At 68.7% G+C, this 24,114-nt stretch carries 25 protein-coding genes; 6 read left to right on the top strand and 19 right to left on the bottom strand.

The features are described from left to right. Positions 1 to 5 precede the first annotated feature (5 nt). The 4 genes from holA to Q8K49_RS13935 form a co-directional block, all read right to left on the bottom strand. Positions 6 to 1,058 carry a DNA polymerase III subunit delta gene (holA, locus tag Q8K49_RS13950; protein WP_305306696.1) on the bottom strand — a complete coding sequence of 351 codons (1,053 nt, stop codon included), beginning with the start codon at positions 1,056 to 1,058 and terminating at the stop codon, positions 6 to 8. A 10-nt stretch (positions 1,059 to 1,068) separates the two neighbouring features. Continuing rightward, positions 1,069 to 1,548 carry an LPS assembly lipoprotein LptE gene (lptE, locus tag Q8K49_RS13945; RefSeq protein ID WP_305306695.1) on the bottom strand — a complete coding sequence of 160 codons (480 nt, stop codon included), beginning with the start codon at positions 1,546 to 1,548 and terminating at the stop codon, positions 1,069 to 1,071. Continuing rightward, the gene (gene leuS, locus Q8K49_RS13940) at positions 1,548 to 4,103 is read right to left on the bottom strand and encodes a leucine--tRNA ligase (RefSeq protein WP_305306694.1); all 2,556 of its coding nucleotides are present in this window, start codon (positions 4,101 to 4,103) and stop codon (positions 1,548 to 1,550) included. Before leuS ends, lptE begins: the two co-directional genes overlap by 1 nt. Before the next feature lie 64 nt (positions 4,104 to 4,167). Next, on the bottom strand, positions 4,168 to 4,683 hold the full coding sequence (locus Q8K49_RS13935) for a DUF3576 domain-containing protein (protein ID WP_305306693.1): 516 nt from the start codon (positions 4,681 to 4,683) through the stop codon (positions 4,168 to 4,170). Positions 4,684 to 5,010: 327 nt separating this feature from the next. Here Q8K49_RS13935 and Q8K49_RS13930 point away from each other — a divergent pair, with 327 nt between their 5' ends. Continuing rightward, positions 5,011 to 5,433 (top strand): NtrZ family periplasmic regulatory protein, encoded by a 423-nt coding sequence (locus Q8K49_RS13930; protein ID WP_305306692.1) that lies wholly within the window; start codon positions 5,011 to 5,013, stop codon positions 5,431 to 5,433. Here the strand turns inward: Q8K49_RS13930 and Q8K49_RS13925 are convergent. Beyond that, positions 5,430 to 6,080: a thiamine phosphate synthase gene (locus Q8K49_RS13925; RefSeq protein ID WP_305306691.1), complete on the bottom strand. Its 651-nt coding sequence runs from the start codon at positions 6,078 to 6,080 to the stop codon at positions 5,430 to 5,432. The two genes, Q8K49_RS13930 and Q8K49_RS13925, sit on opposite strands and share 4 nt — an antisense overlap. Here Q8K49_RS13925 and Q8K49_RS13920 point away from each other — a divergent pair. Together Q8K49_RS13920 and Q8K49_RS13915 are read left to right on the top strand one after the other, a co-directional pair. After that, positions 6,079 to 6,798: a YggS family pyridoxal phosphate-dependent enzyme gene (locus Q8K49_RS13920; protein ID WP_305306690.1), complete on the top strand. Its 720-nt coding sequence runs from the start codon at positions 6,079 to 6,081 to the stop codon at positions 6,796 to 6,798. The genes Q8K49_RS13925 and Q8K49_RS13920 overlap by 2 nt on opposite strands. Positions 6,799 to 6,860: 62 nt before the next feature. Next, positions 6,861 to 7,547 (top strand): response regulator transcription factor, encoded by a 687-nt coding sequence (locus Q8K49_RS13915; RefSeq protein ID WP_305306768.1) that lies wholly within the window; start codon positions 6,861 to 6,863, stop codon positions 7,545 to 7,547. 364 nt (positions 7,548 to 7,911) lie between these two features. Here the strand turns inward: Q8K49_RS13915 and Q8K49_RS13910 are convergent, their stop codons facing one another. From Q8K49_RS13910 to Q8K49_RS13900, 3 genes are all read right to left on the bottom strand, one after another. After that, positions 7,912 to 8,706 carry an exodeoxyribonuclease III gene (locus Q8K49_RS13910; RefSeq protein ID WP_305306689.1) on the bottom strand — a complete coding sequence of 265 codons (795 nt, stop codon included), beginning with the start codon at positions 8,704 to 8,706 and terminating at the stop codon, positions 7,912 to 7,914. 390 nt (positions 8,707 to 9,096) lie between these two features. Beyond that, complete coding sequence (locus Q8K49_RS13905) at positions 9,097 to 9,729, bottom strand: outer membrane lipoprotein carrier protein LolA (protein WP_305306688.1); 633 nt, start codon at positions 9,727 to 9,729, stop codon at positions 9,097 to 9,099. 163 nt (positions 9,730 to 9,892) lie between these two features. Then, entirely contained in the window at positions 9,893 to 12,244 is a 2,352-nt protein-coding gene (locus Q8K49_RS13900) for a DNA translocase FtsK (RefSeq protein ID WP_305306687.1), read from the bottom strand. A gap of 133 nt (positions 12,245 to 12,377) precedes the next feature. Between Q8K49_RS13900 and Q8K49_RS13895 the strand changes: the two genes are divergently transcribed. Beyond that, positions 12,378 to 13,631: a UbiH/UbiF/VisC/COQ6 family ubiquinone biosynthesis hydroxylase gene (locus Q8K49_RS13895; RefSeq protein ID WP_305306686.1), complete on the top strand. Its 1,254-nt coding sequence runs from the start codon at positions 12,378 to 12,380 to the stop codon at positions 13,629 to 13,631. Here Q8K49_RS13895 and Q8K49_RS13890 read toward each other — a convergent pair. From Q8K49_RS13890 to rpe, 5 genes are all read right to left on the bottom strand, one after another. Continuing rightward, positions 13,628 to 13,822 (bottom strand): Trm112 family protein, encoded by a 195-nt coding sequence (locus Q8K49_RS13890; RefSeq protein ID WP_305306685.1) that lies wholly within the window; start codon positions 13,820 to 13,822, stop codon positions 13,628 to 13,630. The genes Q8K49_RS13895 and Q8K49_RS13890 overlap by 4 nt on opposite strands. 8 nt (positions 13,823 to 13,830) lie before the next feature. Then, complete coding sequence (locus tag Q8K49_RS13885) at positions 13,831 to 14,490, bottom strand: LON peptidase substrate-binding domain-containing protein (protein WP_305306684.1); 660 nt, start codon at positions 14,488 to 14,490, stop codon at positions 13,831 to 13,833. Positions 14,491 to 14,499: 9 nt separating this feature from the next. Continuing rightward, entirely contained in the window at positions 14,500 to 15,396 is an 897-nt protein-coding gene (gene trxA, locus Q8K49_RS13880) for a thioredoxin (RefSeq protein WP_305306683.1), read from the bottom strand. A gap of 65 nt (positions 15,397 to 15,461) precedes the next feature. Then, positions 15,462 to 17,273: a heparinase II/III family protein gene (locus Q8K49_RS13875; RefSeq protein WP_305306682.1), complete on the bottom strand. Its 1,812-nt coding sequence runs from the start codon at positions 17,271 to 17,273 to the stop codon at positions 15,462 to 15,464. After that, positions 17,270 to 17,929, bottom strand: coding sequence for a ribulose-phosphate 3-epimerase (gene rpe / locus Q8K49_RS13870; RefSeq protein ID WP_305306681.1), 660 nt, complete (start codon positions 17,927 to 17,929; stop codon positions 17,270 to 17,272). Before rpe ends, Q8K49_RS13875 begins: the two co-directional genes overlap by 4 nt. Before the next feature lie 102 nt (positions 17,930 to 18,031). Here rpe and Q8K49_RS13865 point away from each other — a divergent pair, with 102 nt between their 5' ends. Then, positions 18,032 to 18,496: an OsmC family protein gene (locus tag Q8K49_RS13865; protein WP_305306680.1), complete on the top strand. Its 465-nt coding sequence runs from the start codon at positions 18,032 to 18,034 to the stop codon at positions 18,494 to 18,496. Here Q8K49_RS13865 and Q8K49_RS13860 read toward each other — a convergent pair. From Q8K49_RS13860 to Q8K49_RS13845, 4 genes are all read right to left on the bottom strand, one after another. Next, positions 18,493 to 19,248 (bottom strand): dienelactone hydrolase family protein, encoded by a 756-nt coding sequence (locus Q8K49_RS13860; protein ID WP_305306679.1) that lies wholly within the window; start codon positions 19,246 to 19,248, stop codon positions 18,493 to 18,495. The two genes, Q8K49_RS13865 and Q8K49_RS13860, sit on opposite strands and share 4 nt — an antisense overlap. A gap of 86 nt (positions 19,249 to 19,334) precedes the next feature. Then, positions 19,335 to 20,954, bottom strand: coding sequence for a bifunctional phosphoribosylaminoimidazolecarboxamide formyltransferase/IMP cyclohydrolase (purH, locus tag Q8K49_RS13855; RefSeq protein WP_305306678.1), 1,620 nt, complete (start codon positions 20,952 to 20,954; stop codon positions 19,335 to 19,337). 78 nt (positions 20,955 to 21,032) lie between these two features. After that, positions 21,033 to 21,380, bottom strand: a complete 348-nt coding sequence (locus Q8K49_RS13850) for a barstar family protein (protein ID WP_305306677.1) — start codon at positions 21,378 to 21,380, stop codon at positions 21,033 to 21,035. A gap of 10 nt (positions 21,381 to 21,390) precedes the next feature. After that, a complete protein-coding gene (locus Q8K49_RS13845) occupies positions 21,391 to 21,933 on the bottom strand; it encodes a prolyl-tRNA synthetase associated domain-containing protein (RefSeq protein ID WP_305306676.1) in 543 nt (180 codons plus the stop codon). 51 nt (positions 21,934 to 21,984) lie between these two features. Here Q8K49_RS13845 and Q8K49_RS13840 point away from each other — a divergent pair, with 51 nt between their 5' ends. After that, entirely contained in the window at positions 21,985 to 22,725 is a 741-nt protein-coding gene (locus tag Q8K49_RS13840) for a DUF6065 family protein (protein ID WP_305306675.1), read from the top strand. 85 nt (positions 22,726 to 22,810) lie between these two features. On the opposite strand, the gene Q8K49_RS13835 is transcribed toward Q8K49_RS13840, so the two are convergent. Both Q8K49_RS13835 and Q8K49_RS13830 read right to left on the bottom strand, forming a co-directional pair. Continuing rightward, positions 22,811 to 23,359 carry a hypothetical protein gene (locus Q8K49_RS13835; protein ID WP_305306674.1) on the bottom strand — a complete coding sequence of 183 codons (549 nt, stop codon included), beginning with the start codon at positions 23,357 to 23,359 and terminating at the stop codon, positions 22,811 to 22,813. An 82-nt stretch (positions 23,360 to 23,441) separates the two neighbouring features. Next, positions 23,442 to 24,074: a LysE family translocator gene (locus tag Q8K49_RS13830; RefSeq protein ID WP_305306673.1), complete on the bottom strand. Its 633-nt coding sequence runs from the start codon at positions 24,072 to 24,074 to the stop codon at positions 23,442 to 23,444. Positions 24,075 to 24,114 lie beyond the last annotated feature (40 nt).

Here is a 24,114-nt window from a genome sequence, read left to right as displayed (position 1 = left end):
GCCGTCTACAGCCCCAGCCGTCGGGCTCGGGCCGAAATCTCAAGCAACAGCCTTTCGGCGATCAGCTGGTCCGGGGAGCCGGTCGTCTTGGTCGCCACATCCGCCGTGTTGACGCTGTCCAGCACCCGGTCGAGGTCTTCGAGTCGCCAGCTGCGGGCCTGACGCAGCATTTCGGCCTCCTGCTTCCAGAACACGCCCGCTGCCTTGGCCGCCTCCTTGGAGCCGGCGCCGTTGGCCTGAAGCACATTGATCCGGCGCAGCTTGCCGAGGTGGATCGAGGCCTGTCTCACGGCCATGACGGGCGATTCCCCCTCGGCGAGGGCGCGGCGTAGACCTGACTGGGCCGGAGCGGGGCGTCCGCCGAAGGCCTGTAGCGCGGCGTCCTGAAGCGAGGCGTCGGCCTCGACCCCCAGATGCCGCTCCAGCTCTTCCACATCGATAGTCTTGCCGGAGCCCGGGCCGATGTAGAGGGCGAGCCGTTCAACTTCCTGCCGCATCAGCCCGCGTTCCCGAGGCAGGCGGCTGACGAACCGGTCGAGCGCGTCGCCGGTCAGGCCAACCTTGTCGGCGGCCAGGGCTTCACGGGTCATTCGCGCCACGTCGCCGGTCTCATCCTCATAGCAGGCGATCCCGACGGCTTCCTTCGCCGCCTCGGCCACCTTCCGCAGGGCTGAATCCCGACCCAGAGCCCCGGCCTCGATGACCAGCATGGCGTCGGGGTTGTAGGCCCCCTCGGCGTGGCGTTTGAGCGCCGCCGCCAGCATCTTGTCGATCGACGCCTTCTCGGACCCCAGCCGCACCCGCACCAACCGGCGACCGCCGATCATGCTCAGCGCGGTCAGGGCCTCTTCCAGACGGCCCTCGTCGCCGTCGATGTCGCTGTCGGTCAACAGGGTGACATTGAAGGGGTCGTTCAAGTCGGGCGTGATGGCCCGGCACAGGATTTCGGCACGCTCGCCGACGCCCGACCGGTCCTTGCCATGGATGACGGCGGCGCGAACACCCCGGTCCGGCGAAGACAGGAAACGATCAACTTCGGGCCGTTTGGTCAGGATCATGGCGCGACCTTCAAGGCTGCGCCGACAGCGCCCGCATGATGTCCAGTCGGATCAGGCGCGCCAGTTCGGCGGCGGCGCGTTCCTCGCCGTCCTGCTGGGCGGCGATGGCGGCATAGGGCTGGTCGGCGGCGGCGTATGTTGTGGTGACGGTCTCGACGCCGGCGATCGGTTCGCCGCCGGCCACCGGGGTCAGGGTCCAGGCTCCGCGGACGGTCAGCTCATAGCGGGTCGCGGTGTCGTCAATGCGTCGGCCCAGCGGGCGTCGCGACTGTTCCAGCCCTGTCTCCAGCCGCCATAGCGGGGCCTGGGCGCCGTCGCGACCGAGGGCGTCCTCGAGCTGTTCGCGCACCCGGTAGCCGAGGCGATCGTCCTGGGTGGTGACGACGATACGCGACAAGGACGAGCCGACAGCGGTCTCGCCGTACAAGGGCGTGAAGCCGCAGCCGGAAAGTCCCACAATCGCGACAAAACTTATCGCGAGGCGGCGCATCAGCCGACCACCAGATTGACGATGCGATCCTTGACCACCACGATCTTCCTCACCGTCTGACCCTCCAGCCGCGCCTGGACGTCGCGGTCGGCCATGACGATGGCCTCGACCTCCGCCGGCTCCAGCCCCCGGGCGACGCGGATTTCGCCGCGACGCTTGCCGTTGACCTGGATGGGCAGGGTGACCTCGTCGTCGGCCGCCAGCGCCGGATCGAATTCCGGCCAAGGCGCGTCCAGCACCATCCCCTCTTCACCGAGCCGCGTCCAGCACTCCTCGGCCAGGTGGGGGGTGAAGGGGGCGACCAGCCGGACCAGGGCCGACAGGGCCCCGCGCCGCGCCTGGCCGCCGGCCCTCCCGTGATCGCGCACGACGGCGACAAAGGCGTAGAGTTTGGCGATGGCCGAGTTGAAGCGGAAGCCGCTGACGCCCTCGGATACAGCCTTGACGGCCTTGTGGGTCTCGCGCACCAGCGAGGCGTCAGATTCGTGGGCGGGCGCGCCGGCGTCGAAGCCGTCGACCTCGGTCCAGACGCGCTGGACGAAGCGGGCCGCGCCCTCGACGCCGCCGGGCGTCCATTGCACATCCCGCTCGGGCGGGCTGTCGCTGAGGACGAACAGTCGGCCGGCATCGACGCCATAGGTGTCGACGATTTCCTGCGGGGCGACGACGTTCTTCCTGGATTTGGACATCTTTTCGATGGCCCCGACCTCGACGGGCTGTCCCAGTTCTATATCGACCCAGGCGCCGTCGCGCTTCTCGACCTCGTTGGGCAGCAGCCAATTGCCGTTGCGGGATTTGTAAGTCTCGTGGACGACCATCCCTTGCGTGAACAGGCCGGCGAACGGCTCGCGCACCGACATCAGGCCAGCGTCGCTGAGAGCCCGGGATATAAAGCGGGCATACAGCAGGTGCAGGACCGCGTGCTCAACCCCGCCGATATACTGGTCAACCGGCAGCCATTTGTCGGCGGCGGCCTTGGAGATGGGGTCGGTCGCCGTGGGGTCGGTGAAGCGGGCGAAATACCAGCTGGAGTCGACGAAGGTGTCGAGGGTGTCGGTCTCTCGCACCGCTTCGCCGCCGCACGACGGGCAGGCGACGTGCTTCCACGTCGGGTGGCGATCGAGCGGATTGCCGGGCGTATCGAATGTGACGTCCTTCGGCAGCTCGACAGGCAGCTGGTCAGCCGGAACGCCCACGGGGCCGCATCTCGCGCAATGGATCACAGGGATGGGACATCCCCAATACCGCTGGCGGCTGACGCCCCAGTCGCGAAGGCGATAGATGGTCGCCCCCTGGCCCGCGCCCGCCGCCTCGATCCGGCGGATGGCCTCGGCCTTGGCGGCCTCGATCTCGAGCCCGTTCAGGAAGTCGGAGTTGAACAGGCGTCCCGGGCCGACATAAGCTTCTGTTTCTACGTTGAAGTCGTCGCCGGAGTCGTCCGGTCTCACGACCGGGACGACCGGCAGGCGGTATTTGAGGGCGAAGTCGAGATCGCGCTGGTCATGGGCAGGGCAGCCGAAGATCGCGCCCGTGCCGTATTCCGACAGGATGAAGTTGGCGATCCAGACGGAGACCTCGCGCCCGTCGAATGGATGGAGGACCTTCAGGCCGGTGTCGAAGCCAATTTTCTCGGCCTGTTCGATCTCGGCCTGGGTCGAGCCGCCCTTTCGGCATTCTGCGACGAAGGCCGCGGCGTCCGCATTGGTTTCCGCCAGGGCGCGCGCGATCGGATGGTCGGGCGCCACGCCCATGAAGCTGCCGCCGAACAGGGTGTCGGGCCGGGTGGTGTAGATCTCCAGTCCATCGGGCGCGGCGGCGGGCGCGTCTCCGGCCCAGGCCCAGGTCATCTGCAGGCCCTTCGACCGGCCGATCCAGTTCTCCTGCCTCAGCCGGACCTTGTCGGGCCAGCGGCCTTCCAGCTCCTTCAGACCTTCGATCAGGTCGTCGGCATAGTCGGTGATGCGCAGGAACCACTGGTTCAGCTTGCGCTTCTCGACCACGGCGCCCGAGCGCCAGCCGCGGCCGTCGACGACCTGCTCATTGGCCAGGACAGTGTTGTCGACCGGATCCCAGTTGACCACCGAGTCCTTGCGATAGACGAGGCCGCGCCTGAACAGCTCCAGGAACCAGGCCTGCTGTTTGCCGTAGTAGGCCGGGTCGCAGGTGGCGAACTCGCGCGACCAGTCCAGCGACAGGCCCAGCAGTTTCAGCTGCTCGCGCATGGCGGCGATGTTGGACCAGGTCCAGTCGCCGGGATGGACGCCGCGCTCGATGGCCGCGTTCTCGGCGGGCAGGCCGAAGGCGTCCCAGCCCATCGGGTGCAGGACGTCGAACCCCTGGGCCCGCTTCGAGCGCGCCACCACGTCGCCCATGACGTAGTTGCGGGCGTGGCCCATGTGGATGGCCCCCGACGGATAGGGGAACATCTCCAGCACATAGTATTTCGGCCGTCCCGTGCCCTGGGTCGGCATGCGGAAGGCGTCGGCGGCCGCCCAGCGGGCCTGCTGCCGGGGTTCGGCGGTCTTGGGTTCGTAGCGAACCGGGGTCTTGGCCACGGGAGTCTTTCAGGCTGCTCCTTCAGGAACAGGCCCGACGGAGGCTAGTCGATGGGGAGGGCGATCAGCCGGCGTTTGAAAGGTTGAGCTGGCGCGCCTTGGTCAGGATGGCGTTTTCCAGATCGGTTTCGGTCTGGGCCGCGACCCGGGCGCCGGTCCAGCACCCGGCGGTGTCCACTTCCGTGTCGGCGTCGGCCGGATTGGGCGTGCAGCCGGGGCGCAGAACCTGTTTGGTGATGCTGACGTTCAGCGCGTCGGCGCGAAGGCGGCGGTCGAGGATGAACACGGTCGCCTTGAAGCGCTCGTTCGGGGTCTGGGGATCGATGTACCAGCTGTAGTTGATGACGCCGCCCCAGGGATCGGCGTTGGCCAGCGGCATGAAGCTCAGCGTGTCCAGGGTGGCGCGCCACAGATAGGCATTGACGCCGATACCCGTCTGGGCGTCGGCTGCGGCCCGCGCGCCGCCGGCTCCGCTGAAGACCTCGCCCACCGTCGGGCCGAACGGGCGGTTGGCGGAACAGCTGCCCAGCAGAACGCACGAGGTGATCAGGGCGACCGTCGCGCCGCGAACCAGCACCATCGAGACTTCTCCATAAGATCATGACGTGCAGCGGACCGGTTCCAACGCACGCGCTGACTCTACCGAACACGGTCCGAGCCGAAGCGTCGCTCTATAACACGGCGAAAAGGGGCTATGACAAGGCGAAGACGCATTCGAACGACCGGTCGATGGCCATGATCGGGCGGGATCAGGGCGCGGCGCCGGATTCGCGTGACGCTCGCGCCACAGGAGTCTTTCAGAGTCGCAAGGAACCGGGTCGTAGCGGCGCCGTTTCGTTGACCGGGCTGACAAGCGGTGTCTTACTGCTGGTAATCGCGACTATCGTCGTGAGGTGAAGGGCAGGACATGCGCCGAACGACGCGCAAGACGGGCGCTCTGATCGCCGGACTGGCCGGGGCGCTTACGCTTCTGGCCATGGCCGATGTCGCCTCGGCCCAGGCCGCTGGCGCGCCCGCTCGTACGCGCGCGCCCGTCGTTTCCCTGACCGACGCCCAGGCCGCCCGCGCCGCCGCAGCCCAGCCCGGTTCGTCCCGCCTGCGTTTCACCGAGCGCGGTCGTTGGGGTCTGGACCTGAACCTAAGCCAGCCCGTCGGCCGTGAAAGCAACCTCGGCGACGTCGAGGCGGGCGCCTACTATCGCGTCAATCCGCGCCTCCGCGTCGGCGCGACCGCCGGTCTGGCGGAGCCCGAGAGCGATCCGGCCCGCGCGCCCCAGACTGACCGTCGCGCCGCTCCGCGCTTCCGGCTGGAATCGATCTTCCGCTTCTAGTCCGGGCCGAACGCCGACTGGATCGCCGACACACCTGCAATTCCGCACGCGCCCGAGCCGATGAGGCTTTGCGCATTGCCGCCGTCGATCCCGCCGAGGGCGTATACCGGGCAGGGCGCGGCCTCGACCCACGATGTCAAGGTTGTCAGACCCAGCGCAGGGCGGTCCGCCGAAGCCCCGCCCGCCGGAAACACCGGCGAGACGATCAGGGCGTCCAGTCCCGCAATGCTCAAACCATCCGGGGAATGCGCCGCCCCGGTGATGATCCAGTTCGGTCGGGACAGGGTCAGCCCTGCCGCCTGATCCAGAGCCTGCTCGGGCAGATGGACTCCGTCCGCGCCGACCGCCTCGGCCAGGTCCGCGTCCAGTCCGATCAGAAGCAAGCCGCCGCGACCCTGCGTAGCCTCCCGCAGGCGCAGGGCCGACTCGCGCGCATCGGCCCCCCCGAAATGCCGAAACACGACGCCTGAGCCGACCGGGAGTCGCGCCGCCGTCTCCCACGGCCTCGGCGTCCGGTCCGGGTCGGTGAAAAACAGCAACGGCGGCAGGCTCGCCCCCGCCCGATTGCGCGCCCGGCTGACTTTGACGGCGTCCTGTGCGAGGACGCTGGCGGCTTCCCACAGGATTTCGGCGTCCGCCCGATTCATGACCCCCTCTTCTCCCGAACCCGCTCCGTCGTCCAGCGCCGTCGCCGCGCGGCTGGAAAACCTTCACCGACGCATCGCCGCCGCCTGCCGCGCCTCCGGCCGGGCCGCTGACGGCGTCGCCCTGACCGCGGTGTCCAAGACCCAGCCGTCCGAGGCCATTGAGGCAGCGCTCGCCGCGGGCCAACGGGTCTTCGGGGAAAACCGGGTGCAGGAGGCGCAGGGCCGCTGGACCGACCGACGTGACGGGATTGAGGGCCTTGAGCTCAGGTTGATCGGGCCGCTGCAGTCGAACAAGGCCGCCGACGCCGTCGCCCTGTTCGATATCATCGAGACCCTCGACCGGCCAAAACTGGCGGACGCCCTCGCCGCGGCGGGGCTTCGAGTTGGCAAACCCGTCCGCGTCCTGATTCAGGTCAACACCGGCGCCGAGCCCCAGAAGGCCGGCATCCTGCCCGGCGAGACCGTCGAACTTGTCGAATACGCCCGGGCAACGGGCCTGATCGTCGAGGGCCTGATGTGCATTCCGCCTGCCGAGGAGTCGCCGGGGCCTCATTTCGCCCTGCTGCACAAGATCGCGCGGCGCTGCGGGCTTGAGACCCTGTCGATGGGGATGAGCGGCGACTTTGAGACCGCGATCCGCTTCGGCGCGACCCATGTGCGCGTCGGATCATCATTGTTCGGGGAACGAAAAGGCCCCGAAACCCCCTCTAGAGATTGAAAACCGCTCCGCTTGGGATCCAACCCTTGGCGGATCGGGCGACGCTCGCCATTCTGGTATCCATGCCCACGCCCAAGACCATCCTGATCATCGACGACGACGACGACCTGCGGGAGGCCTTGGCCGAACAGCTGGCGTTGCACGAGGCCTTTCGCCCGGTCCAGGCCGCCACGGCGGCCGAGGGCGTGCGGATGGGCCGGGAGGTCCGCGCCGACCTGATCTTGCTGGATGTCGACCTGCCCGACATGGACGGCCGTGAAGCCTGCCGCCTGTTGCGCAAGGACGGGGTTTCGACCCCCATCATCATGCTGACCGGCCAAACCTCGGATTCCGATACCGTCCTGGGGCTGGAGTCGGGGGCGAATGACTATGTCACCAAGCCGTTCCGCTTCGCCGTCCTGCTGGCCCGCATCCGCGCCCATCTGCGCAGCCACGAACAGTCCGAGGACGCGGTCTTCCGCATCGGCCCGTATGAGTTCCGGCCGGCGGCCAAGGTCCTGATCGACGACAAGGCCAAGAAGGTGCGGCTGACCGAGAAGGAAACCAACATCCTCAAATACCTCTACCGCGCCGGGGCCAAGGCTGTGTCGCGCGAGGAGCTGCTGACCGAGGTCTGGGGCTACAACGCCGGGGTCACGACCCACACGCTGGAAACCCACATCTATCGCCTGCGCCAGAAGATCGAGCCCGAGCCCGGTCAGGCGCGGCTGCTGCTGACGGACGCGGGCGGGTACCGGCTGCAGCCGTGAGTCGTTGGCGTTGGGCCGAGACGGCCTTCCGCATCAGGATCGTCCGCCGACCCGATGGGGAAGCGCCTGAATGGGTGCGGGATGCGTGGATCGGCGTCGAGATTCCGCTACTGGTCGCGGAGCCGGTGTCGACATTCGGATTCGGCGTCCTGAGAGGGCCCAAGAATATCGTTTTTGATTGGTTTTTGGGCCTCATTGGACGGGCAAAACCCGTTGCTGGCTATGTTGTCGCAGCGGACACAGCAGTTGCCTGCCTGGCCGAGTATGCGCCAGCCGCTGCGGACTGGTGGCGAACCGAGGTCCCCTATCTTGTCAGGCCGGGTGCGCGGTTTGTGTTTGATGAGCCGTCCTCTGAACGGATTGCCTAGATCGCCAGATCCATCGTGACCGGCGCGTGGTCGCTGGGCTGGGTCCATTCGCGGACGGTGTCGTGGATGCGGGCGCTGCCGGGGACCACGACCGGGGTCAGGCCGGGCGAGGTCCACAGGTGATCGAGGCGCAGGCCGCGGTTGGACTTGCGGAAGTCGGCGGCGCGATAGCTCCACCAGCTGGCCAGCTTCTGGGGCTCGGGAATCTGGTCCCGCACCACATCTGCGAATCCCCCGGCCGCCTGGAGGCGACGCAGGGTCTCGACCTCCAGCGGGGTGTGGCTGACGATCTTCGACATATAGCGGTGGTTCCAGACGTCGTTCTCGCCCGGCGCGATGTTGAAATCGCCCGCCAGCACCAACGGCCGCTGCTTGTCGCGCCCGGCCATCTCGGCGGTCATGCGCTCGTAGAAATCCATCTTGTGATCGAATTTCGGGTTCAGGGCGCGGTCAGGGGTGTCGCCGCCGGCGGGAATGTAGAAATTCTGCACCTCGACGCCATCGACCATGACCCCGACGCAGCGGGCGTGACCTTCGCGGCAGACATCGAGGGCGGGCGCCGCCGTGATCGGCTTGCGGCTGGCGATGGCGACGCCGTGCCAGCCCTTCTGACCACCAATCTTCAGGTGGGGCATGCCCATGGCTTCAAAGGCGGCGCGGGGGAACTGGTCCTCAAGGCATTTGATCTCCTGCAGGCACAGGACGTCGGTCCCGCTCTCCGCGACGAAGCGGGCGACCTGGTCGATGCGCAGGCGGACGGAGTTGATGTTCCAGGTGGCGATACGAAGCATGGGGGTGGCTCTAGCATCCTTGTTTGGTCGCGGTCGTGGGCCCCACCCCGCTATCGTCATTCCGGGCAAGCCGCTCTTGCGGCGCAGACCCGGAACCCAGCGGCGCGCGCGAGCGCGAACCCGTCGGGAGCGCGGCTGTCTGCCAATCGGGTGGTGTTTCGCCGCCTTCGCGGCGCCGCTGGGTTCCGGGTCTCCGCTTCGCTGCGCCGGGAATGACGAAAGCACAAAAAAGCGCCCGGTCGGGGGGACCGGGCGCTGGAAGGTTCGTCTCTCTCGCCGCCGGGAAGGGGATGAAATCCGTAGCGGTTCAGATCAGCTCCTGCCGACCTGTGATTAAAGTGCCACGGTCGGAGAAAAAAGTCAAACCGGTCGCTCGCCTCTCAGGAGAAATCAGTTCCGGCGCGGACGCCGGGTCGGATCGCGCAGCTGGAACAGGCCGGCGGCCAGGTTCGAGGCCGGCGTCAGCGAGGTCAGTTGGGTCCGGGTGCTGCCGCCCTGGGCGTCGCGGATGGTCCATTCGTGCAGGCGAACAGGGTTGCCGGCGAAGGACAGGATGACGGAGCCCTCATCGGGCCGGCGCGCGTCGCGGGCGGTGATGGCGAAGGCGCCGGACGACATGCGGGTGACCCGGTCGATGCGTACGCCCTGATCGAAGCGGACGTTGCGGGCGAGGAAGGTCGACAGCGGCGTGGCCCCCAGCGGCACCTGACGGAAGACGTTCAGGCGCGGGTCGTAGCGTTTGACGTTCGATCCGTCTGAAACGACCAGAAGTCCGGCCGGGGTGGTGTATTCAAACCGCATCTTGCCGGGGCGCTGAAGGTAAAAGCGGCCTTCCCGGCGCTGGGCGCCCGAGGTCTCGACGAAATTGCCCTGGGCCGAAGTCAGCCCCTGCAAATAGGTCTGGGCCTGGGCCAGGACAGCGCGGTCCTCGGCCGACAGGGCGCTCTGGGCGGACGCCGGCATGGCGACGACGGCCGCGATGGCGGCGGTTCCGAGAGCGAAGTCGCGGCGTGAAACAGTCATCTGGGTCTTCTCCCGTTCGGGATGTTGTTGATCATGTCATCATGCGGTCCACGAATGGCGGGGACATGACGCGAGCCTGACCATATTCCGGCGCTGCGATGAAGGCCTGTTCAGGCTTGGAGGTTCCGCAGGGCGCTGTTTGAGGTGCTCCGTAACGCCCAGCCTACATCGGCGGAGGCCCCGCCAGGATATCGCGCTTGCCGGCGTGGTTGGCGGGGCTGACGACGCCCTCCTGCTCCATCCGCTCTATCAGCGAGGCGGCGCGGTTGTAGCCGATCTGCAGGCGGCGCTGGATGTAGCTGGTCGAGGCCTTGCGGTCGCGGGTGACCACGGCCACTGCCCGGTCGTAGAGGTCGTCGCCGGGGCCGCCCCCGCCCTCGTCGTCGAAGGCCGCGTCGCCGTCGCCGTCAGGGTCGTCGGTGATCAGGTCCAGATAGTCGGGCTCGGCCTGCGCGCGCAGGTGTTTACAGACCTCGTCCACTTCCTGATCGGTCACGAACGGGCCGTGCAGGCGGGTGATGCGACCGCCGCCGGCCATGTAGAGCATGTCGCCCTGACCCAGCAGCTGCTCGCCGCCCTGTTCGCCCAGGATGGTGCGGCTGTCGATCTTGGACGTAACCTGGAAGCTGATCCGGGTCGGGAAGTTCGCCTTGATCGTGCCGGTGATGACGTCGACCGACGGGCGCTGGGTGGCCATGATCAGATGGATTCCGGCGGCGCGGGCCATCTGGGCCAGACGCTGGACCGCACCCTCGACGTCCTTGCCGGCGACCAGCATCAGGTCGGCCATCTCGTCCATGACGACGACGAGGAAGGGCAGGGGTTCGGGGCGGATTTTCTCGGATTCATAGACCGGGCGGCCCTGATCGTCGAAACCGGTCTGGACGGTGCGTTCGAAATGTTCGCCCCTGGCCACGGCTTCGCGAGCGCGCTCGTTGTAGGAGGCGATGTTGCGCACACCGAGCTTGGACATGCGGCGGTAGCGGTCCTCCATCTCGCGCACGGTCCATTTCAGCGCGACGACGGCCTTCTTGGGGTCGGTGACGACCGGGGCCAGCAGGTGCGGGATGCCGTCATAGACCGACAGTTCCAGCATCTTGGGGTCGATCATGATGAAGCGGCATTCGGCCGGGCTGTGCCGGTAGAGGATCGACAGGATCATGGCGTTGACGCCGACCGACTTGCCCGAACCGGTGGTGCCGGCGATCAGCAGGTGGGGCATGCGCGCCAGATCGGCGACATAGGGCTCGCCGCCAATGGTCTCGCCCAGCGCCAGCGGCAGCAGGTGGGCGGGCTTGTCGTATTCGGTCGAGGCCAGCAGATCGCGCAGATAGACGGTCTCGCGCTTCGCATTGGGCAGTTCGATGCCGATGGCGTTGCGGCCCGGCACGACCGAGATGCGGCAGGCGCGGGCCGACATGCTGCGGGCGATGTCGTCGGACAGGGCGACGACGCGGCCGTGCTTCACCCCGGGGGCGGGGACAAGTTCGTACAGGGTGACGACGGGGCCGGGGCGGATCTGGTCAATGACGCCGCGTACGCCGAATTCCTGCAGCACCCCCTCCAGCATCTTGGCGTTCTGTTTCAGCGCCTCCTCGTCGACCGAGGCGACGCGTTTCGCCGGCTTGGTCAGCATCGACAGCGGCGGCAGGTCGAAACCGGTCGAGGGGCGGACGAAGTCGAAGGCGGCCTGGCTGTCGTCGGCCTCGCGGCGCGGCTTCGGCGCCTTGGCGGCGGCCACCTTGGGTTCCGGGGCGCCGTGGACTGGCGCGGGCGTCTCCCATGGCGGCGACGGGTCGAGGACGTCCGGGCCGTCGTCGAGCTCCAGCACCGGCCGCGCGCGGGGCGGAGCCTTGGCGGCGACGCGGCGGGATTTCGTTTGCGGCGGCTGGGGTCGCCGGATGCCGCGAGCCCAGGCGAGCCCGTCTCCGACATCGGCGAAGCGCAGGCCGACGGCGTAGCCGATCCCCCACAGGGCCAGCGGCAGGAACAGCAGGCCGGCGATGACGGGCGCGCCGGGCAGGCGCAGACCCTGGCAAACCCAGCGGATCAAGCCAACGATCGCGTCGCCCCACAAACCGCCCAGACCCGCAGCCAGCGGCCAGGCGGCCGGCGCCGCGAGGGCCGACAGCGCCGCCGACAGGGCCAGAACACCGCCGGTGGCCGACAGGGCCTTGAGCGGCGTGGGCTTCAATCTTTGTTGTATGGCGTCGCCGATCGCGGCCGCCAGCCCGAAGGCGACCAACAGCACGGCGGCCGGCCAGGCGCCCAGTCCCAGCGACTGCATGAACAGGTCGGCGAACAGGGCGCCGTTCAGGCCCAGCCAGTTGGTCGGGGCGGCGCCGGAGGCCGCATTAAGGCTGGGATCGGCCGCATTCCACGAGATCAGAGCTACCAGCAGCAGGGCCGCGAGCAGGGCCTGGAGCACGCCGCGGAATTTCACCGTGATCGGCGCGCCCCACAGAATGCGGGCGCTGACCCAGGCGCGCTGGCCGATGGCGAGGGCGGCGGACATGCGGGGACGAACTCCGAACGGGCGAAACAGTCCGCTGTTGTGGCGCGAGGAGGGTTAAGGGGCTGTTTACCAGCGGGCGCACCGCGACCTTCCGGCGCTGGACGGGCGGCCGGCGAAGCGCGACAACCGGCCCATGAGCCAGCCCGACCGTTATGACGTCATCATCGCCGGAGCCGGCATGGCCGGGGCGACGTTCGCGCTGGCGGCGGCGCAAGGCGGGCTGAAGGTCGTTCTGGTGGATCCCCAGCCGTTCGACGCCCAGTTGGCGCCGAGCTTCGACGGACGCTCGACGGCTATCGCCTTTTCAACTTTTCGGATGCTTGACGCGCTCGGCGTCGGCGCGGCGCTGCGACCACACGCCTGCCGGATGGACCGGATTCTGGTGACCGACGGGCATCGGCCCGGCGCGGCTTCCCGTCCGGCCTCGTCAGCCTTCCTTCGGTTCGACGCCGATGAGATCGGCGACAGGACCGATGGCGAGCCGCTCGGTTATATGGTCGAGAACCGGCGCATCCGCTCGGCCCTGGCCGACGCGATCGCGGCGGCCGGCATCGAGGTCCGCGCGCCGGCGGCGGTCGCGGGCGTCGAGGTCGGTCCGGCCTTTTCCCGCGCGACCCTGGCTGACGGGGCCGTGATCGAGGCCCCGCTGACCGTGGGCGCCGAGGGCCGCACCTCGCCGGTCCGCAAGGCCGCCGGCATCGAAACGGTCGGCTGGGGCTACGAGCAGAGCGGGGTGGTGGCGACCGTGTCCCTCGGGCGGGATCACGGCAATGTCGCCCATGAATATTTCCTGCCCTCCGGTCCCTTCGCCATCCTGCCGCTGACGGAGCGCCGCGCCAGCCTGGTGTGGACGGAATCGACGCGGCGAGGAGAGGCGCTGAGGTCCGCGTCGGACGAGGCCTTCCAGTCGCACCTGATGCGGCGGTTCGGCGACTTCCTCGAAGACGTCACGGTTGTGGGACCACGATTTGTCTATCCGCTTTCCCTGCAACTGGCCGAGCAGCTGACCGCGCCGCGCACCGCCCTGATCGGCGACGCCGCCCATGCGGTGCATCCGGTCGCGGGTCAGGGTCTGAACATGGGTCTGAAGGACGCCGCCGCCCTCGCCGAGGTGTTGGTCGAGGCCCTGCGGCTGGGCGAGGACATCGGTTCGGAGACGGTGCTGGACCGTTACGCCCGCTGGCGCCGGTTCGACAACGCCGCCCTCGCCGCGGGCTTCGATGGATTTGTCCGACTTTTCTCCAACGACCTGGCGCCGGTCCGGCTGGCCCGAACCCTCGGCATCGCCGCCGTCAACCGCATCGCCCCCCTGCGCCGCGCCTTCATGCATGAAGCCGGCGGCGCGACGGGGGATTTGCCGCGGCTGCTTGTGGGCGAACCCCTTTAGTCGAGAGGGCGCGCCTCTTCCGGCAGCATCACCGGCACGCCATCGCGGATCGGGAAGGCCAGTTTGGCCCCTTTCGAAACCAGTTCCTGCCGTTCCCGGTCATAGGTCAGCTTGCCGCGCGTGACCGGGCAAACCAGCACCTCCAGCAGGCGCGGATCGACGGACGGGGGGGTGTGGAAGGTGTCGCTCATGATCGCACCTATTGCATGGAAAGCGTCTCGCCGTCCCCGTCTCCGGCGGCGTCGATGGTAAGCAGGGCGGTGAGGACATTGGAGCGGTCGGTCAGGCTGGAGGCTTCCAGCAGGGCCTGTTTCTCGGGCGGATCGAACGGCAGGGCCATGGACAGGCTGTTGATCAGGGCCTCGGGCGGCGCGGACTCGGCCGTGTCCCAGTCGATATCGAGGCCGCGGGTCTCCAGGTAGGCCCGCAGGGCGTCGAGCAGGCCGTCGCGGTCGAGGCCGACGTCGTCAACGGGCGGCGCGCTCAGATCGGCCTCGAACGGCGCAAAATCGGCGCGGATCTGGCGATAGGGGGTCTGGGTCGGGATTTCGCTGCCCAGCCGGAAGCGGGCGCAGCCGGTCAGGGTGATCAGATAGCGGCCGTCCGAGGTCTCGGCGAAACTCGTGATCCGTCCCGCGCAGCCGATCGGCGACAGGCCGGGCAGGCGCTGCGGCCCGCTCTGGGGCTGGATCATGCCGATGATCCGGTCGCCGGCCATGGCGTCGTCGATCATGTTGAGATAGCGCGGCTCGAAGATGTTCAGCGGCAACTGGCCGCGCGGCAGCAGGATGGCGCCGGGCAGGGGAAAGACCGGGATCACCTGCGGCAGGTCGGCGGCTTTCACATACCCCTGCGCCACATGCGTCTCCTATGCGAACAGGATGGAGGACAGGCGGCGACGCCCGTCCCGCGCAACGTCTGACCCGGCCCCCGCGGCCTCGAACACCACCAACAACTGTTTGCGCGCGGCCTGTTCGTTCCATTCGCGGTCGGCGCTGACGATGGTCAGCAGGCTGTCGACCGCCCCCTTCAGATCGCCGGATGCGGCCTGGGCCAGGGATAGGTCATAGCGGGCCTGATGATCGTTCGGATCGGCCGCGACCCGCGCCTGCAGCTCGTCGCCCGCGCTCGCCGGGGCGGACGACAACAACGCCAGCTGGGCCCGGACGGATTGGACGGTAGCGTCCTTCGAGTCTTGCGGGGCCATGGCGACGGTCTGGCGCGCCTGATCGACATCCCCGTCGGCCAGATAGACCCGCGCCATCCCGGCGATGGCCCGCTCATGGGCGGGCTCAAGCGTCAGCACCTGGGCGAAGGCCTGGGCCGCGCCGCCGAGATCGTTGAGCGACAGGGACTCCTCGCCCATCGACATCATCTGCTCGATATCCGAACGGGCGCTTTCGCCGCCCGTCAGCTTGTCGATGAAGGCCCTGAGCTGGCTGTCGGGCACGGCGCCCTGGAAGCCGTCGACCGGCTGGCCGTTGACGAAGGCGTAGACCGTCGGAATCGACTGAACTTTCAACTGGCCCGCATAGGCCGGGTTCTTGTCGACGTCGATCTTGACCAGCTTCACCGCCCCGCCGGCCGCGCGCACGGCCTTTTCGATCATCGGCGTCAGGGTCCGGCACGGCCCGCACCAGGTCGCCCAGAAATCGACCAGCACCGGCTGGGCTTTCGAGGCCTCGATGACGTCGGTCATGAAGCCGGCGTCAGAGCCGTCCTTGATCAGGTCGTCCGGGAGGGTGGTCGGGTCGGCGAAGCTCATCAATCGATCCTGTATCCGAAAGGCGTAACGCGGCAGGCCTCAGATGGTCGCGGGCACGCATCGTCTCAAGTGGGGTCGCCGCCAGCCCCGGCGGGGCTCAGCTTCCAGCGGATCTTGGTCTCGGAATCGGTGCGGGCCGAGCCGCGCACCACGACCTGCAGCGAGCGGCGGGTCAGGCCCTCGTCGATATGGACCGAAGGCTCGATGGCCACGTCCGGCCCGTCGGTGCGGAACCACCAGCCCCTGCCCGAATGTCCACGCAGCAGGATGGAGCGGCGATCGCGCGCCAGCGAGGCCTGAACGCCCGGCTCCAGCTGGAACCTGACGGCATAGGGGGCGGCGATGGCGCGTACGACGTCCTTTTGGCCCGGCGCGGGATGCAGCCGTTCCTCGGCCCTGAGTTCATCCAGCCGCTGATCCAGATACAGGCGACGCTGATGCAGCAGTCCATAGTCATGGACCCAGCCGTCATGCTCGACCTCCAGCCAGACAGCGCCCTCGCCGTCGCGCTGCTGGACATCGACGTGCAGCGGCCGACCGATCAGGCGATGGCCCATCAGTTCGGCCTTCCAGCCCCCCAGGGGTTCGCCGGTCGAGCCTTCGCCGAGGGTGAGGGTCGAATGTCCGGGCGGCAGGCGCAGGCCCTGACGATCGCCGGCGCGGGGCGTCCAGCCGCAGCCGGTGATCAGTCGATCCTTGCCGCAGACGATCTCCAGCGCCATCGGCTGGGCGCAGGCCGCCCCGGACCAGGCTCCGTGCGCCGGCCCGGATACATCCGCGGCGATGGTCAGCAGAGGACTGCGGATGCGGGCGATGCCGGCTACGATCCGGCTGTGCAGATCGGCGGCGGGCGCGTCGTCGTGGGCGCGGGCGGCGGCGATCCGGGCCGGGGTCGAGGGACCGCCGCCCTGCATGGTGACCAGCCGGCCGTCGGGCAGGGTCAGCAGGCGCAGGGTGACGGTCAGCCGTTGGATGGCGCCGCGCACCGCCTCCGGGCTCGCCTCGGACAGCTGCGACAGGGCGTCGTCCAGGGTCAGCAGGTCGAGCAGCAGCTCCAGGCCCGCCTCCGGGCTACGCGAGGCATGGCCGCCGTCAGCGCCGACTGTGCGTTCGAGCGCACCCGGCAGGCGGCGCAGGGCGGCGCGGCGCAGGGAGACGCCCGGGGGACCGACCAGCACACAGCCCGCCACGGCCGCGGCCGTCAGCCGTTCGGCGCTTCCGGCCAGACCGCCGGGCGGGCGCAGCAACTGCCGCCCCTGACGGCCCAGCACATCGGCCAGTTTCAGCCGTTCGGCCTCGGTCGCGACCTGTCCCATCCGTCGGGCGGCGCAGGCGAGATTGAGGGTGCGCCGCGCCAGAACCTCCGGCCCCCAGGCGAAGGGCGACCAGCGCGCGAAGGCTGCGCCCCAGGCCAGCGTCAGCCGCACGGCCTCGGCCGCGCCCCGTTCGCCCTGCTGCATCAGCGACGGCAGCCAAGCGAAGGCGTGCAGTTCGGTGGCGAAGGCCCGGCTCGGGCTGGGGCGGTTCCACGGATCCTCGGGCGCCGCCGCCTCGAGGCTGGAACCGGCCAGGATGAAACGGCCGTCCATCACGCCCTTGCCGGGGGCCGGGTCGCTGGGCCGGAAATCGCGGGGGGTGGCGGCGAACCCCTGAACCGGGCGGCCCTTCAGCGTCAGGCTGTAGCCGGGCAGACCGTACAGCTCGATCCACAGCTGGCGGGTCAGCATCCGGCCGACGACCGCGGGCCAGAGGCCGGGCCCCATAGCGGCGCCGGCGGTCCGGACTGGCGTGCGCATGGGGGCGCCGCGCAGACCAGGAATCTCGCCGGGTGGCGGCGTGTCGGCCTCGGTACGGGAAAAGGCGGCGAGCGGATTCACGCGGTTTTCAGCGCCTGGATGTTGGCGGCGTAGGCCAGGGGCCCACCCCGGAACACGGCGGTGCCGGCGACCAGTGCGTCTGCTCCGGCGGCGACACAGGCCCCGGCGTTGGCCGCGGTGACCCCGCCGTCCACCTGCAGGTGCGCCTTCGATCCGGCAGCATCGAGCAGGGCTCGGGTCCGTTCGATCTTGCGCAGGGTGGCGTCGATGAAGGACTGGCCGCCGAAGCCGGGATTGACCGACATCAGCAGCACCAGGTCCACAAGGTCGATCACGTCGTCGAGCACGCTCAGCGAGGTGCCGGGGTTCAGCACCACGCCCGCCTTGGCGCCCAGCTGGCGAATCCGGCCCAGGGTGCGGTGCAGGTGCGGGCCGCTTTCCGGGTGCACGGTAAGAATATCGGCCCCGGCCTCACGATAGGCTTCGAGCCATGGATCGACCGGCGCGACCATCAGATGGACGTCGAACGGCAGGCTCGTATGTGGCCTCAGCGCCTTCACCACATCGGGGCCGAGGGTGATGTTCGGCACGAAATGACCGTCCATGACATCGACATGGATCCAGTCCGCGCCGGCGGTGTCCAGCGCGCGAATTTCTTCGCCCAGCATCGCGAAGTCGCTGGCGAGGATGGAAGGACAGATCAGGGGCGCGGCCATGGACCGGGGATAAGGCGGGTCGCGGGCGGGAGCAAGGCGCGCGCCGGGTTTCCCGGCTGGAGCGTGCTACACGGTTCGGTCATCGCCCAATGGAGGACAGACATGAGCGAACATCTCGCCACCGTCGAATGGAGCCGCGGCGACCAGCCGTTCCTCGATAAACGCTACGCCCGCGCCCATGACTGGCGTTTCGACGGCGGGGCGGAGGTCCGCGGATCCTCGGCGCCGTCCGACCTCGTGCCGACGCCGCTGTCGGATCCGACAGCCGTCGATCCCGAGGAGGCTCTGGTGGCGGCCGTGAGCAGCTGCCACATGCTGTTTTTCCTCGCCCTCGCCGCCAAGGCGGGGTTTGTTGTGGACCGTTATCGGGACGAGGCGGTCGGCGTCCTGGGCCGCGACGAGCGCGGCAAGACCTCGATCACCTCTGTCACCTTGCGGCCAGCCGTGACCTTCTCGGACGCCCTTCTGCCGGACGCCGCCGCCATCGATGACCTGCACCATCGGGCCCACGGGGCCTGCTACATCGCCAATTCGATCCGTGCGGAGGTCACGATCGAACCCCGCTAGACCGGCGGGGCCACCGCCACATCGTTCAGCAGGGCGACGAAGCGGCGTTCGGCCTCTGCGGCCAGCTCGGGATGATAGCGCATCGGCCCCGCGGCCATCGGCTCGTCGAAGGCGTGACTGCCTTCGGCGATCCAGGTTTCGACCGGGACGCCGCAGTTGCGGACCATGTCGTGAACCCGCTCGGCGTTGCGGACAGTGGTCAGGTGGTCGGTGCGCGAGATCACCGCCAGAGTCTTCGGGCAGTGTCGCCACGGCCGCATGCGGTTGAAGGCGCCGATGCCGACATAGGGATAGGCCAGCCAGGTCCCGATCACCCCGTCCAGCGGGACTGCCCCCGGATCGGCAACGCCGAGCTGGCCGGCGGCCCGGTCCGAGCTCATCGCCTCCATGATGCCCCAGCCGCCGTGGCTCCAGCCGGCGAGGACCACCTTCGACGCATCGACGTCGGGCCGCCGCGACACGCCCAGAAGAGCGGCCAGAACGTCGCCCGCCCTCTGCGAGCCGTGCAGCAGGACGCCCGTGCAGACCATGGCCATGGCGAACTGCCGGCTCCAGCCGCGCGGCGCATAGGAATCGACGATAAAGGCCCGCCAGCCGGCCGCCTTGGCCGTCGCGGCGTATTTGGGCAGATGGCCGCGCAAGCCGCCGCAACCGTGGAACAGGATCACCGCCGGGCGCGGGCGGTCGTCGTCAGGACCGACAACCGTGGTGGCCGGTTCGAGCATCGACCAGCGCTGGGAGAGGGTTTGCATGCGTCACCTTAGCCGTTGGCGGCCGTAGAACCAGCAGTCCGCGCTCAAGCAGCGAGCGACCGTGTCGCGAGCGTTAGCGCCCCAAATCAGTGCCGGAACACCCGCACCCCGGTGAATGCCATGGCCACGCCGGCCTCATCCGCCGCTGCGATGACCGCGTCGTCGCGGATCGAGCCGCCGGGCTGGATCACCGCCGTGGCGCCGGCCGCGACCGCTTCCAGCAAACCGTCGGCGAAGGGGAAGAAGGCTTCGGAGGCGCAGGCGGAGCCCTGGGCCAGCGAGTGGGCCAGACCCCCCGTTCTGAGAGCCTGGGCCTCGCCGGCCTCGCTGGCGCGGATGGCGGCGATGCGGGCCGAGTCGCGGCGGTTCATCTGGCCGGCGCCGATGCCGGCGGTCTGGCCGTCCCTGGCGTAGACGATGGCGTTGGACTTGACGTGTTTGGCCACGGTGAAGGCGAACAGCATGTCCTCGATCTCCTGCGGCGTCGGCTGGCGGCGGGTGACGATCTTCAGGTCGGACGCGGCGATGCGGCTGCGGTCGCGCGACTGGACCAGGAAGCCGCCGGCCACCGAGCGGAACACCTCGCCCGCCGCCAGCGGATCGGGCAGGCCGTCGGTCAGCAGCAGGCGCAGGTTCTTCTTGACGGCAAAGATGGCTTGCGCCTCCTCGTCGGCGCCGGGGGCGATGACGACCTCGGTGAAGATGTCGGTGATCAGCCGGGCGTCGGCCCCGGTCAGGGTCCGGTTCACGGCGATGACGCCGCCGAAAGCCGAGACCGCGTCGCACTCCAGCGCCCGGGCGTAGGCGGTGGCCAGATCAGACCCCACGGCGACGCCGCAGGGATTGGCGTGTTTGACGATGACGCAGGCCGGGCCGTCGAACTCGGCGACCAGCTCATAGGCGGCGTCGGCGTCGGCGATGTTGTTGTAGCCCAGCGCCTTGCCCTGCAGCTGGCGGGCGTGGGCGACGCCGGGGCGCGTGTCGCCGGTGCGGTAGAAGGCGCCGGTCTGGTGCGGGTTCTCGCCGTAGCGCAGGGTCTGGGCCAGGGCGCCGGCGATGGATTTACGCGCCGGGGCGGCGTCGCCGACCTGACCGGCGAACCAGCCGGAGACGGCGGCGTCATAGGCGGCGGTGCGGGCGAAGGCGCGGGCGGCGAGCCGTTTGCGCAGGGCCAGGGTGGTGGCGCCGTCGGCCTTCAGGGCCTCCAGCAATTCGGCGACCGAGGCCGCATCGATGCAGACGGCGACATAGCCGTGGTTCTTGCTGCCGGAGCGGATCATGGCCGGGCCGCCGATGTCGATGTGCTCGACCACGGCGTCGAAACCCGCGCCCGAGGCGACGGTGGATTCAAACGGATAGAGGTCGACCCAGACGATATCGATGGGGCCGATGCCGTGGGTCGTCATGGCTTCGGCGTGGTCGGCGGCGTCGCGCACGCCCAGCAGGCCGCCGTGGACCACGGGGTGCAGGGTCTTGACCCGGCCGTCCATCATCTCGGGGAAGCCGGTCAGCTCGGCGACGTCCCTCACCGGCAGGCCGAAACCGGCGATGGCGGCGCGGGTGCCGCCGGTCGAGACCAGTTCGACCCCGAGGCCGTGCAGGGTGCGGGCCGCCTCTTCCAGCCCGGTCTTGTCGGACAGGGAGATCAGCGCGCGCTGCGGCGCCACGCGGTCCGGCGCGGGGGGAAAGTCGGGAGCGGCGGGCATGGCGGCGTCCGTATCTGGCGTGGGGGTCGGGGAGACGCGGGGCGTCTAGCACCACCCGGCCTCCGAGAGAACCGCCGCCTAGGGAAAATTGCCCGACAGCAGCAGCGACAGGACCGGCTTCCCGCCGACTTCAATCCGCCGATAGTTCACGAATGCGGTGCATTCAACCAACGCATTGAACTGTTCGGGACAGCGTGCGGCGAAAGCCGCGGCTTCATCAATCTGGAGGGTCAGCAATCCGCCTGGATCGACCGCCCGCACCAGCATCTTTTCCCGTGGCTCATCAGCGGAGGTCATGCAGTCGATCCACGCGTCCATGTTCCGGCCATAGAACGACGGGAAGCCGAGAACGTCCGCAAACACATCGTGGAAGGAATCCCAATCCACGATGAGCTCAGCAGGAATGACGACAAGCGTGGTGTTCATAAGCGCAACATCAGCCTTCCAGTCGATCGAAATCCACCACCATCGGCTCGCGCCCGATCAGCGACAGGAACCGCCGGAAGTCCGCCTGCTCCAGCGCGGTCGTGGCCGTATTGGTCAGCGGGTGGAAGTTGACGATGTCCGCGTTCCACAGGGCCTTGTCGAGGACGAAGGTCACGCGCTGGTCGGGGTCGTTGATAAGGCCCAGGGCCGTGACCGAGCCGCCGCGCACGCACAGGGTCTCGTACAGCAGGGTCTCATTCCCGAAGGACAGCTTGTCCGAGCCGATGGTCTTCGGCGCCCGCTTCAGGTCCACCACCGTGTCCTGCCGCGCCGAGATCAGCCACAGCCGGCCCTTCTTGTCCTTGAGGAACAGGTTCTTGGTGTGGTCGCCGGGCATGGCGGCCTTGAGCTCAAGCCCCTCCTCGACGCGGAAGACGGCGGGGTGGTCATGCGTGGTCTGGGCAATACCATTGTCGGCCATCCACGCCAGCAGGCGGTCGCGGTCGTAAGCGGGCTCAGGGGCGGAATCCGGCGTCGGCTTGTCTTCGGTCATGGGGCCCGTCTAGGGATGGAGACGTCCCTCGATACCGCCCGGAGCCCGCTCGTGGAACTCGAATGCTATCCGATGACGGCCCGGCCGCCGGACCTGGTGCCCGGCCGCCAGTCGCGCAACTGGATGGACGCCTTCGCCAGCCGGCATCCCTACCGCTGCCTGCCGCTGAACATGGCCAACACCACGGGTTGGGAGATCCTGTGCCCGCTAACCTTCACCGCCGAGTGGAACGGCGGCCCCAGCCAGTCCGACATCGTCATCACGCCCGAGCGTCTGAACGCCGATCTGACCCATGTGGTGACCTCGCATTTCTCGCGCGGGGTGCTGACCATGCATCCGCAGTATCTGTTCCGGACGCCGCCGGGCTGGGGCCTGCTGGCGGGCGGTTCACCCAACCATATGAAGGACGGCATCCAGCCGCTGGTCGGATTGATCGAGACAGACTGGCTGCCCTTTCCGTTCACCATGAACTGGCTTTTCACCCGCCCCGGCCGGGTCAAGTTTGAGAAGGGCGAGCCCTTCTGCTTCATCACCCCGATCGAACACCGCAAGGTCGAGGCCATGCAGCCGGTGATCCGGACGCTGGAATCCAATCCGGTCATGCACGGCCAGTTCGAGGCCTGGAACCGGGCGCGCACCGATTTCAACAAGCGCCTGGCCTCGGGCGACCCGGACGCGGCCAAGGAGGCGTGGCAGCGCTATTATTTCAAGGGCGAGGTGCCGGAAGACCTCGGCGTGGCGCCGGAGACGCATGTGAACAAGCGGCGGCTGAAGAGCCCGCGGATCGGTTAGGGTGTAGGGTATGGGGTGTAGGGTGTAGAGGCCCGGCTTGTCGCCGCCGGGGACACCCTACACCCCATACCCTACACCCCGGACCCTACATCGGCCGGGTGACGCGCGGGCCGAGGTTCTGGATCACCTCGCGGGCGTCGAAGGCGTCGGCATCGCCGGCCGGCTTGGCGCCGCGACCCATGACGATCTCGGCCGAGGCCTCGTAACGGTCGATCTCGCGCACGTCGAACTCCGGGCCGAACGGGTCGCGCCACGGGCTCCAGTAGCCGCGGCGATAGTAGCGCCACGACGGTCCCCAGAAGGGGCTGTACCGGTCATAGTAGAAGGGATCGGGGGTCTGTTGCAGGCGCACGTCGCGGTCGGTGGCGCGGTTGACGGTGGAGAACCAGTCATAGCCGTTCTCGGCCGTGACCTCGGCCGCGCGGAGCAGGAGCGCCATCTCGACCTGCTCGCGCGAGGTGACGGAGTTGCCGGCGAAGCTGATGCGGTAGCGATCGGCGTCCACCCGCTGCTCGGAATAGCCATAACGGCTGTCAACTCCGGCGGGGCCGTAGGGGGTGGCCGTGGCGCAGGCGGACAGGGCCAGAGCCGCCGTCGCCGCCAGAAGCGCGGGTTTGAGGAAACGCAGTCTCATGGGAACTCTCCTTGACGCGACAGTGCGCGCCCTTTCGGCTGAACGGGACATGAACAGCGGGGTTTTAGCTGCCGACAAGTCCCTATAAACGCGAAACAATAAGTACGGCTGCGGCCAGCAAAAGGATGCCGGTCAGGAGGGCGAAACCCTTGCGGAACCGCGGCTCGCTCATCCGCCGGGCCAAGGCTGCGCCGCCCAGACCGTACGCCGACATGGTCAGGACGTCCATGCCGACGGTAGCCACGGCGAACAGGGCCAGCTGCGGCGCGGCGGGACGTGTTACGTCCATGAACGGCGGGAGGACGGCGGTAAAGAACAGCACCGCCTTGGGGTTGGCTATCTGGACCATGAAGCCATCCATCAGGGCGCTGCGGCCCATTCGGATGGGCGGCGCGTCGGAATCGGCGGCGTTGCGAAAGGCCCCGCGCAGGGCGCTGATTCCCAGCCATGCCACGTAGAGGGCCCCGCCGATCGAGATCAGGCGAAAGACCGCCGGAAAGGCGATGACCAGTGCGCCGAGGCCCAGGGCCGCGGCTCCGAACCAGACCAGTGTCGCGGCGTTCATCCCGACCACGCCGAGCAAGGCCCCGGCCTTGCCCCGCTGGACCCCGTTGGCGACCGAAAAAACATTGGCCGGTCCCGGCGTGACGGCCATGACCATCATGACGCCGAGAAAGGTCAGATACAGATGCGGATCGACGGGCAGGCTGGCCATCGCCGTCCTGTCGGGCGGACAACGATGCCGGTCAAGCCTG

The organism is Brevundimonas sp. (assembly GCF_030682035.1).
Taxonomy (GTDB): Bacteria; Pseudomonadota; Alphaproteobacteria; order Caulobacterales; family Caulobacteraceae; genus Brevundimonas.
This window is presented reverse-complemented; position numbering and strand designations above follow the sequence as displayed.